Source organism: Nocardia suismassiliense, assembly GCF_900269665.1.
Taxonomy (GTDB): Bacteria; Actinomycetota; Actinomycetes; order Mycobacteriales; family Mycobacteriaceae; genus Nocardia; species Nocardia suismassiliense.
On record NZ_LT985361.1, the window covers coordinates 3017266 to 3030125 of the forward strand.

General features: G+C 65.1%; 17 protein-coding genes. 10 read left to right on the forward strand and 7 right to left on the reverse strand.

Features of this window, described 5'->3' with window-relative positions; all coding sequences use genetic code 11:
• The first annotated feature begins 399 nt into the window (after positions 1 to 399).
• The 7 genes from DBO33_RS13605 to DBO33_RS13635 all read left to right on the forward strand — a co-directional run bounded on the left by DBO33_RS13605 (position 400) and on the right by DBO33_RS13635 (position 4669).
• Positions 400 to 684 (forward strand): hypothetical protein, encoded by a 285-nt coding sequence (locus tag DBO33_RS13605; protein ID WP_107655356.1) that lies wholly within the window; start codon positions 400 to 402, stop codon positions 682 to 684.
• Positions 684 to 2081 (forward strand): hypothetical protein, encoded by a 1398-nt coding sequence (locus tag DBO33_RS43965; protein WP_107655357.1) that lies wholly within the window; start codon positions 684 to 686, stop codon positions 2079 to 2081. Before DBO33_RS13605 ends, DBO33_RS43965 begins: the two co-directional genes overlap by 1 nt.
• The gene (locus DBO33_RS13615; RefSeq protein ID WP_107655358.1) at positions 2068 to 2622 is read left to right on the forward strand and encodes a hypothetical protein; all 555 of its coding nucleotides are present in this window, start codon (positions 2068 to 2070) and stop codon (positions 2620 to 2622) included. The genes DBO33_RS43965 and DBO33_RS13615 overlap by 14 nt, the downstream gene beginning before the upstream one ends.
• A gap of 30 nt (positions 2623 to 2652) precedes the next feature.
• On the forward strand, positions 2653 to 2907 hold the full coding sequence (locus DBO33_RS13620) for a hypothetical protein (RefSeq protein ID WP_107655359.1): 255 nt from the start codon (positions 2653 to 2655) through the stop codon (positions 2905 to 2907).
• A gap of 157 nt (positions 2908 to 3064) precedes the next feature.
• Entirely contained in the window at positions 3065 to 3475 is a 411-nt protein-coding gene (locus tag DBO33_RS13625; protein WP_159080239.1) for a phosphopantetheine adenylyltransferase, read from the forward strand.
• The gene (locus DBO33_RS13630; protein ID WP_107655361.1) at positions 3472 to 3837 is read left to right on the forward strand and encodes a DUF4345 family protein; all 366 of its coding nucleotides are present in this window, start codon (positions 3472 to 3474) and stop codon (positions 3835 to 3837) included. The genes DBO33_RS13625 and DBO33_RS13630 overlap by 4 nt, the downstream gene beginning before the upstream one ends.
• Before the next feature lie 40 nt (positions 3838 to 3877).
• Complete coding sequence (locus DBO33_RS13635; RefSeq protein ID WP_159080240.1) at positions 3878 to 4669, forward strand: helix-turn-helix domain-containing protein; 792 nt, start codon at positions 3878 to 3880, stop codon at positions 4667 to 4669.
• A gap of 11 nt (positions 4670 to 4680) precedes the next feature.
• Here the strand turns inward: DBO33_RS13635 and DBO33_RS13640 are convergent, their stop codons facing one another.
• The 3 genes from DBO33_RS13640 to DBO33_RS13650 form a co-directional block, all read right to left on the reverse strand.
• Complete coding sequence (locus tag DBO33_RS13640) at positions 4681 to 5484, reverse strand: HEAT repeat domain-containing protein (RefSeq protein WP_107655363.1); 804 nt, start codon at positions 5482 to 5484, stop codon at positions 4681 to 4683.
• 66 nt (positions 5485 to 5550) lie between these two features.
• On the reverse strand, positions 5551 to 6711 hold the full coding sequence (locus DBO33_RS13645; RefSeq protein ID WP_107655364.1) for a DUF6545 domain-containing protein: 1161 nt from the start codon (positions 6709 to 6711) through the stop codon (positions 5551 to 5553).
• A gap of 3 nt (positions 6712 to 6714) precedes the next feature.
• The gene (locus tag DBO33_RS13650) at positions 6715 to 7221 is read right to left on the reverse strand and encodes a CUE domain-containing protein (protein WP_107660244.1); all 507 of its coding nucleotides are present in this window, start codon (positions 7219 to 7221) and stop codon (positions 6715 to 6717) included.
• Positions 7222 to 7393: 172 nt separating this feature from the next.
• Between DBO33_RS13650 and DBO33_RS13655 the strand changes: the two genes are divergently transcribed.
• On the forward strand, positions 7394 to 7744 hold the full coding sequence (locus tag DBO33_RS13655) for a hypothetical protein (RefSeq protein ID WP_234390825.1): 351 nt from the start codon (positions 7394 to 7396) through the stop codon (positions 7742 to 7744).
• A 42-nt stretch (positions 7745 to 7786) separates the two neighbouring features.
• On the opposite strand, the gene DBO33_RS13660 is transcribed toward DBO33_RS13655, so the two are convergent.
• Both DBO33_RS13660 and DBO33_RS13665 read right to left on the reverse strand, forming a co-directional pair.
• Complete coding sequence (locus DBO33_RS13660; RefSeq protein WP_199856604.1) at positions 7787 to 8443, reverse strand: hypothetical protein; 657 nt, start codon at positions 8441 to 8443, stop codon at positions 7787 to 7789.
• Between the two features lie 118 nt (positions 8444 to 8561).
• Positions 8562 to 9716 carry a hypothetical protein gene (locus DBO33_RS13665; RefSeq protein ID WP_107655366.1) on the reverse strand — a complete coding sequence of 385 codons (1155 nt, stop codon included), beginning with the start codon at positions 9714 to 9716 and terminating at the stop codon, positions 8562 to 8564.
• A 196-nt stretch (positions 9717 to 9912) separates the two neighbouring features.
• Here DBO33_RS13665 and DBO33_RS13670 point away from each other — a divergent pair, with 196 nt between their 5' ends.
• Together DBO33_RS13670 and DBO33_RS13675 are read left to right on the forward strand one after the other, a co-directional pair.
• Positions 9913 to 10338 carry a DUF4189 domain-containing protein gene (locus tag DBO33_RS13670; RefSeq protein ID WP_107655367.1) on the forward strand — a complete coding sequence of 142 codons (426 nt, stop codon included), beginning with the start codon at positions 9913 to 9915 and terminating at the stop codon, positions 10336 to 10338.
• A gap of 251 nt (positions 10339 to 10589) precedes the next feature.
• Positions 10590 to 11591, forward strand: a complete 1002-nt coding sequence (locus DBO33_RS13675) for an alpha/beta fold hydrolase (protein WP_159080241.1) — start codon at positions 10590 to 10592, stop codon at positions 11589 to 11591.
• A 31-nt stretch (positions 11592 to 11622) separates the two neighbouring features.
• Here the strand turns inward: DBO33_RS13675 and DBO33_RS13680 are convergent, their stop codons facing one another.
• On the reverse strand, positions 11623 to 11940 hold the full coding sequence (locus tag DBO33_RS13680; protein ID WP_107655369.1) for a hypothetical protein: 318 nt from the start codon (positions 11938 to 11940) through the stop codon (positions 11623 to 11625).
• A gap of 556 nt (positions 11941 to 12496) precedes the next feature.
• Complete coding sequence (locus DBO33_RS13685) at positions 12497 to 12802, reverse strand: PepSY domain-containing protein (RefSeq protein WP_107655370.1); 306 nt, start codon at positions 12800 to 12802, stop codon at positions 12497 to 12499.
• Positions 12803 to 12860 lie beyond the last annotated feature (58 nt).

Here is a 12860-nt window from a genome sequence, read left to right on the forward strand (position 1 = left end):
CTCCTCAGGTTTCGTTGCGCGGCCCATTCGGCTGCTCGTACCCCTGGGACGGAGCTGACCGAGCGTTCTCGACATCCTCGAACCGGAAATTCATCCAGCCCCCGAAACCAGGGGCAGGATGTGCCTCTCGATGACCGATAGCATCGGTGCCACGCACTGCCCCAGTCAATTGATGGTGCGCCAGGGGGGAATATTCGATGCCAGAAGAAACACTTCGGGCAGACGACGAAGCTGTGCAGGCTGACCTCCTCGGTGACAACCTCAGTAGCCGCAGTAGACGGCGCAGACTGCAATTCCCGGCAACCTTCGGCTTACCGCGATGCCGGTGACACGATGGCCGGTCCACGCGATGCGCAAGATCCTCAGAGCAATCGGATTCAGGGATAGAGGTCACGGACTGTGAGCGGGTTCGAGGTTGAGATCAGTCAGCTGAAGGAGGCGGCCAAGGCGGCGGGATCCGCCGCGACCCAGGCCTTGGCGGTGGACCCGGGTAGCGGCTTGGCCGGGCTCGCGGCGGCATTGCCGGGTGGGGAGGCGGCGAAGAAGGCGCCGACGTTGGTGACGACGTTCAACGACCGCGCGAAGGGCTGGGCAGAGGAGATCGGCGGCTGGGGCGATTTGGTGACCGCGGCCGCGAAGTTGTACGCCGAGAACGAGGTCGAGGCGGAAAGGGCTTTCGGATAATGGCCGTCGGCTATCACGACGTCCGCAAATGGGACTCGCAGGCGCTCGATACCTCGGCCACCAACCTGCGTGGGCGGCGGGACAAACTCATCGGGCTGCAGGACGAACTCGACGACGCGAGGAGATTGCCGCAGTGGCACGGCCCCGCCAGCGAGCGCGCCCGCGGTTCGCTGGGCACCACGCGCAACAACGCCGAAATCCTGATCGCGGAGCTGTCCGCGGTCGACCGCGCTATGCAGAACGCGTCGGACGACGTGTCCGCCCTGAAAACCCGGGTCGCCAATAACGACGCCCTCGCCGACACTTACCAATTCGGCATCGCCGCCGACGGCGCGATCGTGGACAACAAGCCGCCGGACCCGCCGCCGAAGTCGCGATTCGAGGCCGAAGACCGCGCGGAGAGCGCGCGGCATCGCGAAACCATCAAGGCGCAGCTGGAAAAGGAAACCAAGGCGATACTCACCACGGCGAAGAACATCGACACCGCCGTCGCCCTGGTGCTGCAACTCGCGCAGGACCGCAAGATCAGCGACCACGGCGCGACCACCCTCGACGGCGCCAGAAAAGGTGGGGAGATCGACGCCAATGTGGCCGAGATGGAGCAGGCGCTGCGCGACGCCGGGCTGCTGACCGGTCCGCCGGTGACCGGCTATTACCGGCAGTGGCTCGAGAACGCCGTGCGCCGGGGCGTATCGATCGACACGATCAAACAGATGGTCTCCGAACACAAGATCACGCCGGAGGATTTCAAGATCCTGGATCGAATGGAAGAGATCCGCGAGGACGAGGACGGCGACGGGATCTTCAAGTCGTTCTTCCTGATGCCGAACAACATGAGCGGCGACGACGCCGCCAAGGCGGTGCGGATGACCTACATCTTGAACGCGGGCACCGACTACGGCACCGAAGGCGAGAAGACCGACTTCGCGCCGACCCCATACGGATCCGCGGAACTGCGGCGAATCACCGAGCGGCAACGGGACAACTCCTGGAGCTACAACGACGATGTGGGATTCGTGCACGGTAATGGTGGGCGTTTGGTGACCACCCCGAACGGCATGATGATGGGTTTGGGCGGAAACCTCGTCCAAGACCAGTTCAGCCAAAACGGCGGAACCACCTGGGGCGATACGTTCATGCTGAACATCGACGACACGAAAGATCCGGCGCAACAGCTTCGAGAGGTCGCGAGGTCGGGTCACGCGTGGTACGAAAACGACAACGGCCCATACCGAGGCAAACTCGATCTGGACCGCTTTTTGCATCACGAGGAGCGCCATTCCCAGCAATGGGCGGAGGAAGGTTATGCCGGCTTCCTCGCGTCCTACGCGTGGGAGCAGGTCACCGGCGGCAACGAGACCGAGGAAGAAGCGGGGCTTTCCGATGGCGGCTATTAGGTGGCCACGCGTCGCCTGCGCTGCCGTGTTCGTGGCGGCGGTGACCGGGGCGTGCGACAGCCAGGCACAGTTCGCGCCGTCGCTGCCGCCGGCCGCCGGGTTCCGCGTCGACGACGGCGTCCTGAAACTGTGGACGGGCACTCCGTGCGAGGGTGTCACCGGCCTGACGTTGATCTTCGACTCGGGCACCTCGAACAGCACGGACCAGGTGTGGACCGCGCCGCGGCCCGGGGTGCCGGTGGAGCGCATGGACCTGCTGCGGACCGACAAAGGGTCTTTTCCTGACATCGGCGGACCTTTCCAGGTCCAGAAACCGCTGCCCGCGGACTACGACTGGACCAAGGCAGGTTCGCTCTCCTTCTCCGTTGACGGCCCGGAGGCGTACGGTGCCAGAGCCGACGTCGCTCGAGTCTTACGCGAGTCGGCCCAACACCCGTCCGGGAGTTACCTTTTCGGTGAGCGCGGTTGGCTGGACGCGTCGGACGTGCAACGCGAGAACCGGAAGTCGTTCCTGACCGTCTGTACTCCCGACCCGAAGTGATTGCGGCACAACCCAACCCGCGGAGCCGACATGGACACGCCGAACAGCACTCCCCGCACAAGCGCACTGCGGACCACGCTCCGCCGCCTTGTGCTCGCCGCGTTCGCCTGCACCGCCGCGTTGATCGTGCTGTTCGTCGCCGAGGTGGTGCTCAGCGTCACCGGAGTGTCCGCCGACCCGCACGGCTACGGAATGTTCGCCGGAATCCTGTTCGCGGCGACCCTGACACCGGTGGCGTTGGCGCTGTGGTTTTTGTATCGATCAATGCGACGACGCGGGAACTGACCAGCTCGATACAGCACCGCGCACCTCGCCACGAGCATGCATCCAGCCTTCGCTGCGGCTACGCATCCCAGGGCGATCTCGCCGCGGTAGCAGGTTTTCGGAAGCGTGCGGGTGCATCGGGCTGTGACGATCACCAGACGTCGATCCGAGGAGAATCATGCGACGACATGTTGGGCTGGCCTTGTTGGCCGTCGCGGGGTTGCTCGATACCGCACCTGCCGTCGGTGCGGTCGCGCCGCAGGGAATGTACGCCGCTTATGGCATTGCTCCGGCCGGGCGCGATCTCGAGGTGGTGCTGCGGCACCGGGCGGTGCTGTTCGCCGTCCTCGGGGTCGGGCTGCTGGTGGCGGTCTTTCGTCCCGCGCTGCGGCCGATCGCGGTGCGCGCCAATGCGATCAGCATGGGCAGTTTTCTCGTTCTGGTGATCGCCGGGGGTCCGGTCGGACCTGGGTTGGTGCGGGTGGCAGCCGTCGACGTCGCCGGTTTGGTGGCGCTCGGCGTCGGCGTCGCGCTGCTGCGGGGTGAGGGCGCTGTCGAGCAAGTGCCCTTGGTTGGGGGAAGGCGATGAGAACCGTTGTGCTGTGCCTTGCCGGTGTGCTGTTCGCGGGGATGGGGTTGTATGCGCTGGCCGCCCCTGCCGCGCTGGTGCGGCCGTTCGGGTTGTCTACGCCAACGGCGGTGAGCCGCGCAGAGATTCGCGCGGTGTACGGCGGTTTCGGTCTGGCCGTCGCAGGGGTGCTGTGGTGGTCGGCGTTCGGTGCCGGCGAGCTGCGAACCGGGGCGGCGCTGACAGTCGGGTTCGCCTTGGCCGGGATGGCGGGCGGCCGCATCATCTCGCGGCTGATCGACAGCGGAATGCGTTTCTATCCGATCTGGTTCTACTGCTTGGTTGAACTCGCCGGCGCGGCACTCGTGCTCGGTGTCGCCTGACATGCACGTTCACAATCCGTCTACTGCGATGATCACGACTATGATGGTCGACTCGGGCAACCGCCACGTGGGCGAGCGCACCCTGTGGCTCTGGCAGGGCCAGGCGGCGTACCTCGGCCCGTCGTTCCAACTGGACACCCACTCGACGCCGGTGCAGTGCTTCGTACTCGGCGTGGACGAGAAGATCACCGTCCGCACCCCGGATGGTGGACGGTGGCAGCGGCGCAGCGTGCTGATTCCGGCACGAACCGCACACAAACTCGAATCCAGCGGACGGGTCCTGTTCTACTACCTCGATCCCCGCTCGGCGGCCGCTGCCCGATTGCGAGCGGCGATGAACGAGCAGACAACACCCGTGGCGACGGGACACCGGGACGAGGCGGCCTTGACCGCCCACCTGAATCAGCCCGGCCACCCAGACCCGCGAGTACTGCGCCGGATCATCGCCGGCCCCGAGACACCAGCGACGATCGACGAACGGATCCGAGCGGTGATGAACACGATCGTCAACGAGCCCGCCGGACAATCCGGCGCCGCAGAGCTGGCCGCCGGCCTCGGCATCTCCACTTCCCGTTTCCTGCACCTGTTTTCGGCCAACGCCGGCACCAGCTTTCGGCGCTACCGCTTGTGGGCCCGCCTGTTATCGGTCGCAGGCGCCGTCGCCGACGGCATCGACCTGACCCGCGCCGCAGCCGACGCGGGATTCGCTTCGGCCAGCCATTTCAGCGACACGTTCCGAACTTTGTTCGGACTCACCGCAACTGAAGTACTCGCCCAAGGCATGAAGATCGTCCTCGTGCCGGACCCGGAGTTGGATGCCGGTGACCGATAGGGATACAGCCGTCAGGATTCGCGGGCTGCGATCGCGGCTTGGATCCGTCGTAGCGTGCGGAGACCTTTCTTCGCTGCGACGCTCACCATGCCGTCGAAGACCGTTGAACCACGATCGTGGGCCATCAACCGTTCCAGTGTCGGCACGGCACGATCGTCGCCGGTCGAACCGAGCGCGACAGCGGCCCAGTAGCGCTGGTCCGGGTCGTCGCTGTCGGCCGCCTTGCACAACCTCGGGATGATGTCCGGGGCGAATTTGGCCAGCGCGCTGGCGATATAGCCGATGCGGTAGTACCGGCGGTTCTCGAATTCGTCCCATAGTGCGGCGAGGGCCGCCTCGCCGCCGATCAGGCCGAGCGCCTCGGCGGCACGTTCGCGCATTCCGGCGATCGAGTCGCGCAGCACGGGGGTGAGTGCCGGGACGACGGATTCGTCGCCGAGTTGGCCCAGCGCGATGACCGCTTGCTCGCGAGCCATGTCCTGGGGGTGGTCCAGCATCGCAATCAAGCTGGGGACCGCCTCGCGGAAGCCGAGCGCCGCGCAGCCCATCGCCGCCCAGGCCTGGCAGTTGTACTGAGTGTCGGCGAGCGACGCCAGCAGCGGTTCTCGCAGCGTGTCGTCGCCGAAGATCGCCGCCAGGTTCAACGCCCGGGTGTACAGCGACCGGTGGTAATCGCGATAGTCGCGGACGAGCCCGCGCAGTGCTTCCTCGGCGGAGGCGTCGCCATCGGCAGCCCGATCGAGCAGGAGCCGCAGATTTTCCACGCGGGTCTCGAGATCACCGTCTTTGAGGCGTCGCGCATCAGCTGGATTCACCGCCCAACGGTACCTGGCGCTGATCTCGCCCTCCGGTCGCCTCAACCTGGCCTGACCATTGACGAGTTACCGCTTGGTGCGTTGTCCGGCCCGAGCCGCGATGGCCTTGGCGAGCGGCCATTGCGCACCGATGGCGGTCAATTCGGTGACTTCGCCGAGCAGGCTATCGGCGGCGGGGAGCGCGTAGTGGCGGCTGCCGGACGGAGAGTTGCCGTGCGCCTTGGCATCTCGGGCACGAACGAGCAGGACGGCGCGGTCCAGTGCGTCGTAGGGGGGGCCGGTCGGGGCTGCGCGCGAGATCGCCGCCGCGATGTCGGGCGGGTGCGGTGTCGCGTAACGGCCCAGGTCCAGGATGCTGTCCCGGATCTCGATGACGGTGCGGTGCAAGAGATATCGGTTGGGCTGGGCGCCGTCCGGTACAGGGCTGTGGTGCACGATCTCCGGGCAGGCGGCGGTCAGTTCGGACCAGAGGGGGCGCAGCGCTTTACGGTGGCGTGTCAGATCGTCTACGCCCATCCGGTTGACGATGGCGATCACCGTCAGTCCCATGCACAGCACCAGATCGAAAAACACTCCGTTGCGATCGATTTCGGCCTGGATGCCGGTGAAAGTATTGTGCTGCCCGGTAATCCGGAAGGCGGACGCCACCAGGGTGGCGCCGATACGTCCGAGCACCGCGACGCCCGTGAGCAGCGTCGCCACGTACATCGCCGCTTCGCCGCGACCGACTCGGTTACGGAGTTCGGCACCGGCCGCCTGAATGACCAGGACTGCCATCGCGACACCGATCGGCGCCGTGCACAGCCAATATCCGAACTGTGCCCATCCGGTGCGTTCGAAGATCGTGCCGGTGCCGCCACCGAAGGTGCTGAAACACAGTGCCGCGACGCTGAATACGGCGGCCAGCCCGTAGCTGACGCGCGGCGAGCGAAAGCGATACAGCAGCGCCGCGCCGATCAGCAGCCCGGCCGCATAGCCGACATTGAAACCGATCACCCCGAGTTCGAGGATCAGTTCTTCGGAGAGCCATCCGCCGGAGAGATCGGTGATGAGGCGGCGCACTGTCGGTTCCCGGGTGGTCGCGGTGGCGACGACACAGCCGAAGGCGATGGTGACGTGCCGGTCGAGCTCGGTGTTGAGCAAGCCGACGAGGCGACCAGCCAGCAACAGGCAGGCGGCGATCACGGTGGGCAGCGTTACCGCTGTCGGTAGCGTCGAGGTCAGCATCGCTCAGCGCTGAAAGACCAAGCGGCCGAGCACCGAACGTGGTCGCTGAACCTCGAGGTCGACGTCGGACATGAGCATCGAGGCGAACAGTTCGGCCTGGTTCTCGTCGACATCGTCGTAATTGCTGCGGGCCAGCACGCGCAGCACACTATCGATATCCAGGTCGGGGAACAGCGCCGCGAGCGTGCGGCGCTGCGCGCCCGGCGAAACGAATCCGGCGTGGTCGAGCAACAGATGGGCGATCTCGTGCATCACGATGTGGTCGGTGTGATACCCGGTGCTGGCCGCGTCGTAGGCGATGACGATATCGTCGGCGCGTTCCACAACAAGCCCGCACGGAAACCCACCCGTGGTCAGATCCTGTTGCGGAACAATCAGAATCGGCTTACCCACCCGTTCGGCCACGTGCGCGACGAAGGTCGCCAGATCCCACGGCCGCGGCACCTCGAGCGAGATCGCCAGCTGTCGGATGCGTTCGACCGCGGGGTCGACACCGGCGCGTCGGAACATGGAGCCATCTTCGCCGCCGATGGTCCGGATTGTCCAGGGGAGCAGCCCGCCGTCCGACTGACAGAATCGCCGGTCGCACGGTGTCTTCAAGATCGGCACTGCGTACATTCCGTGACGTAACGCCATAACCGAGGAGAAGGCGATGGGTAGTACACCGATAGAGCCGAGGGCATTGACCGAGCTCGAAACTAGCGTTGTGACCAAACTGCTGTCCGCCTCGGGCAAAGCCGGCGCTGGTGACTATCTGGCGCAGGTCCCGTTTACACAGGTCGTTGCCACGTGGGGTGAGGGTTCCCCGAGCGTCGATCTGGTGGTTCCCCCCGGTGTGGCCGCCGCATCCGATTCAACCAACGGAATCTTCATCGATGGAGGTGTCACCGACCGCAACGGGGCACCGATCGGCGAAGTCATTCTGTGGGTCGAGGACGGGAGGCTCGGCGGAATCGAGTACACCTGGTACACCGATGAGCGCCCGAAGTCGCTGCCCAACCCGTCGCAGATCGAGGTTTCGAAGCGGGTCTAGATGGCCCGCACCGCGCGGCGGATCCGTCGGCGTTTGCGTTGATCACGGCGGCGGCGCATCGTGTTCACGCAAAGGCTGAGGTGATCGGTCTGTCAGGTCACGCAGCGCTTCGTCATATTGGTTGCGGTCGAACCTGAATGGGCCGAACACGGCATAGTCGCGTTCCGGCCGATAGGGCTGTTCGATGCGATGCCAGATCACCAGGCTGTCGGAGACGACGATTTCGGCCAGCAGCGGCCAGTCGCCCCACGCGCCGCACTGACACACGAGCAAGGGCGTTTTCGTTCCCGTTGTCATGCTGGACCTTCCGTGAAAATGGTCATCGATCCGAAAGTTCCACGCGGATCCGGGATGCAGGCCACCGTATGCGCCACCCGCGGGCTGCATGCCTGCCGCGAGCTCGAACCTGTCGATCAGATCGGTGAGTGGCACACCGTCGATACGGGGTTCGACAGTGTCACTTCGCACGATCGGTAGTGGGCGTGGCACGAACGGAAGGACGCCGGGAGGAAGCCAGGGGCGCGTTCGGGAGACCCGGACCTGCATGTCGAACTGAATGTTATTGAGGGCCATGGTCGAATCCGGTCTGGCCGATGGATCGGCGCGGAGCCGCGGCAGTGCAGTATCTCGACCTGCGTCGCCGACTGCGATCCGTGATGCTATCGGCCGATCGGAAAACGGCCGCTTGCCGGGCGTCACCGGCAGGGACGCATGGCGTCCTTTCCACAGAGGAAGTTCACCGCCCCAACATATATGGCACGCACACCAGCCACAAGATGCGCTTGGCCGGGTGTTGAGCCTGCCCGCGTGGCGTGATTTATCCGACCTTCAGTGACGAGACGGCGAGTTGTTCGGTGAGCGCTCGCCGCAGGAAGCTCGGATCATTCAGGTGCGGTTGGAGTAGGCGCCAGCCGTGGTAGTAGGTGAAGATGTAGGGCTCGGTGAAGGGGGTGCTGAGAAAGCCTTGTAGGAACGTCAGTTCGTCGTCGGATACCAAGGCTGTGTCGGCGAGGTAGTCGCGGACCTTCGGCCATGGTGTCGCGTCGGCCAGGAGCAGCGAGGCGTTGCAGTATGCGCCCCAGAGGATGTTGCGGGCGTGCTGGATCTTGGCGTAGTTACTCGAATCGGGTTGGAGCTCTTCGATATTGTCGAGTAGCCAGTGCTGGGCTTCGTCGTCGGGGAACAGCACCTGCGGGGCGTGCAGGCCGAGGCCTTCGGATACGACGTAGGCCGGTGACGGCATGAATCGCACCTGGATGTCGGGGCGGTGACCCTGATGGATTTCCTTCATCATGAATTCGCAGATGTGTCCCGGAACTGCCTCGTGGGCAACGACATAGAACAGATCGGCCAGGTTGAAGGGCAGGTTCGGATCCACGAACACGCTGCCTGCGGTTCCACCTCGATGCAGTCCACGAAAGGGTCCGGGGGCGAATTCAACTGTCACAGCTAGCTTTTCCGGCAGCGATAGTAGCGCCTCGGTTCGCCGCCGGGTTTCCGTCAGCGCCAGGTGAATCAGTTCGGACAGGCGCTCTGGTCGGCCGGGCGGCAGGCTGTGTGCGGTGCGCCAGGCGTGCAACCGTTGCGCGAGTGTGCCTTTCGTCTCGGGCAGGGCTTCGTCCAGTAGCTGGTAGGCCTCGCCGAAGACCTCGTCGGGAATCCATGCGGCGTCGATTCCCAGCATCCCGCGTACCTGTTCGGGAAACGGCAGCTGCTCTCCGGTCAGCCGTCGGGCGATGGTGTGCAGCGCCCGCACCTGTTCCGCCATGGCGGGATCGTTGTCGGCGACGGCCGCCGCCATATCCTGCGCGGCCCGGACCAGATCCGCAGGATTCGGCAAGGGCTCGTTCGCCACCTCGTCCAGCCACCGCGCAGGCCCGCGATAGTCGAGAATCCAACTTCCGGTGGGATGTTGGGTCACCAGCCGATCGACCCGCAGGGCGAGCAGCGCGTAGTCACGCAAAACGTCCATATTTCCACTGTGCCGCGTGTATCGAACTTCCGCAGCCGTCGAAGACTCCGCCTGCTCCGATTCGGCCCCGACAGCACGACGGCAGCGGGCAGTGGGCAGCGTGACCTCTCGAAATGAATTGGGCGAATCGGGCAGCGATCCGCCATGATTCGTCGGGTCAACGTTCAACGCACGTGCTCACAAAGGAAAGTGCTTGATGAGGTTCATGAGTAAGGCCGCAGTCGCGATCGCGACGATGGGTCTTGCGGCCGGGTCGGTAATCGGTGCCGGCGCGGCGAACGCGGCCAGTCTCCACGGTGCGATCGCATTCAGTGGCGATGACTGGAGCTACGGCACCAGTATCGATGCGCCGAGCCGCGAGGAGGCGATCGCCGAGGCGCTCGACGCGTGCGGCATCGCCGACTGCATCGTTTTGGTGGATTGGGCGGACGGCTGCGGTGCGCTCGTCTACACCGACGACGCGGTCGCCACCGGCGCGGGGTTCAACCGCTCGGCCGCACTGTTCGGCGCCTACGCCAGCATGTCCCGGCATTACCCGCCGGCCTTCCTGGCCAATGTCGGTTCCGCGGACAGGTCGGGGACGGAGATCAGCGAGGTGATCTGCACCGCCAACGCGGGCTGATCTTCGTTTACTTGGAAGACCCGGAACCTGTTGGGGGCCGGGTCTTCTTTGGTGTTCCGAGCACCCATCGGGGTAGCCGGTTTCGGGCGCCGAAGTGCCGCGTCATCAGGCAAAAGCCACAATCACGACGTCCGCCGTGTGATCTGTGGCCCACCGTTTGACAGGTCTCGGTCGGCGGGTCTCAATTGGTCACGTGACCAGTTAGCCTCGGCTCTCCCCTCGGAGCAGCGCGTTTCCGCACAGGAGTGAAGATGAACCTACGGAGCCTCGTGCTCACTGCCACGTTCGCCGCGGCCTGCGCCGTGGTGACACTCGCGACACCTATCGCGCATGCCGAACCTGATCGAGTGCCCGAAACCGTCGATATCGCCTGCGCGGGTGGCATCCGGCATCGCAACGCCGACTGGTATCTGCCCGAGGGGTCCGCCAACGGTCTGGTTTGGCTGCAACACGGTTTCGCGCGAAGCAACGCGAACGTGGCCAGTCTCGCCGAGCATTTCGCCGCCGCCGGCTACGTCGTCTTCGCGCCCGCCTTGCCGTTTCTCGATCCAGCAGGCTGCACCCTGCAGAATCTCGGCAACAACACCGGCTTCCTCGACAACATCGCCGGGCTGTTCGCCACTGCGGCCGACCCCACCAGCCCGCTGGCCCGCAGCTTCGCCGCGGCCACGTCGGCTGCGCACCGTTCGGATCTTCGACTTCCGCAACAAACCGTGTTCGTCGGACACTCCGCCGGCGCCGAGGCCGTCGAATATGTCGCCCACCGACTGCACGCCGACCACCCCGCCGCCTTCGCCGACCTACACGGACTGGTCCTGCTCGATCCCGTGAAATCATTCCTCGGCGACAACACCGATCAAGCCCTCGCCGATCTCGACCACACCGACCTACCGATTCTCGACATCGCCGCGAAACCCTCGCAATGCAACCTCTTCGGTGTCGGCACCGCAGCCGCCCAACGCCTGCTGCACCGTCGCTACCTCGGCGTCCGCATCGGCACCGGCGTGCACACCGACGCCGAAGGCGACAGCGGTGACATGATGGGAAACCTATTGTGCGGCAACCCGAAATCCGTGAATATCTCCACCCTGCAAACCCTCGCAGTCGGGTGGACCACTGATTTCTTCACCGGCACCAGAACCGCCGACTATTACCCCGCCCAAGCACCCGCCACCGACGCAGCCACCGCGCAATCAGCAGTCACAGACGCAGTTTCGGCCGCACCGGAAGCCAAGATTTTGACCGGCTCGTAGAAAGCGAAGCCTGGAATTGGGTGATCGGGGCCTACGCTTGGATTACCTCGATGCCGACCAGGGCGTTCAGTGAGTCGCAGCTGGCCCAGGACTGATTCTGTCCGTATTGCACCGGGCCGTATTTCCAGTAGGTGAAGGGGACTGGCCAGGCTACGCAGGTGAGCTTTACCTGGTGCCAGGTCGGCAGCTCGCAGTTGGCCATTCCGCCGGTGTTGAAGATGTTGTAGACGTGACAGTTGGCCTGCCATACCGGTACGTCGGCCTGGGCGACACCGCCACCGGCGAGCACTGTGGCTGCGGCCGCGGTGGCAACGAAAGCGCCGGCGGCGAGTCGTTTCGTGGATACCATTGCGAACCTCCTGAAATAGTGTTGTCTGGAACACATCGCAGACAAGGCGCACTTGTTACTCGAAACGTTCATGACGGGCGCGGTTTCTCCTGGGCAGTCCTGAATGCATTTGCGCAGTCGACGGCTTATCCGTCGTCATGAATAAGGCTTGGCCGGACTCGGCATCACCGTTATAAGCACGGAGTGGGCCGACTATCCGTCGGGACGGCGATGCGGCCGCTAAAGATTTGCGAGTCGCGCGGCCATGGCCACGTGCGCAGTCGCTGAGGGTGATGCGGGTTGTTGCGTTGTTCCGATCCGTAGCAGGTTTGTCCAAGCCCCCAGCGGCCGTGCTACCGGATCATGGCTGTCGGCGGTGCTGCCGGACCTGGTGCGGAGGGGGCGCCAGGTCCGGGATCGCGACCGCTGGACAAGTGATCACGGGGAACTGGTGCTGGCATCGGCCCGAGAAGCCGACCGCACCATCTCCACGTGATCACTTGTCCAGCAAGGTATTACGAAAGAGGCGGCCCGGCCCTGGGGCAAGCGAGGGCCGGGGTCTGTGAACGGGCGACGGTCAGTCGTTGTCTTGGTCGATTGAGACAATCGTCCCGGTGCGCGCGTCGACCGTCACCTCGTACCCACTGCCGTCGCGGGTTTTGACGTCGACCTCCCACTTGGGGGTGCCGTCCGCGGTGTCCAGCTCGACGGATTCGACGGTCGCGCCCATCAACGCCTGCCGCGCCGCGTCGAGGGCTTCCTGCTCACTCACGGGTTCCGCGGTGGCCAGTGCACTGCCACCACCGATCAACGCGACGGTCAGCGCCGCGCCGACGGTCAATCGGCGCAGGTCGGAGCCGATGCGGCGGTTGGTGAACGGCATGATGATCCTCCTTGGTCGATAACTTCGGTGGCGCGGCGGTCGCCCGCCTGCGCCCTTC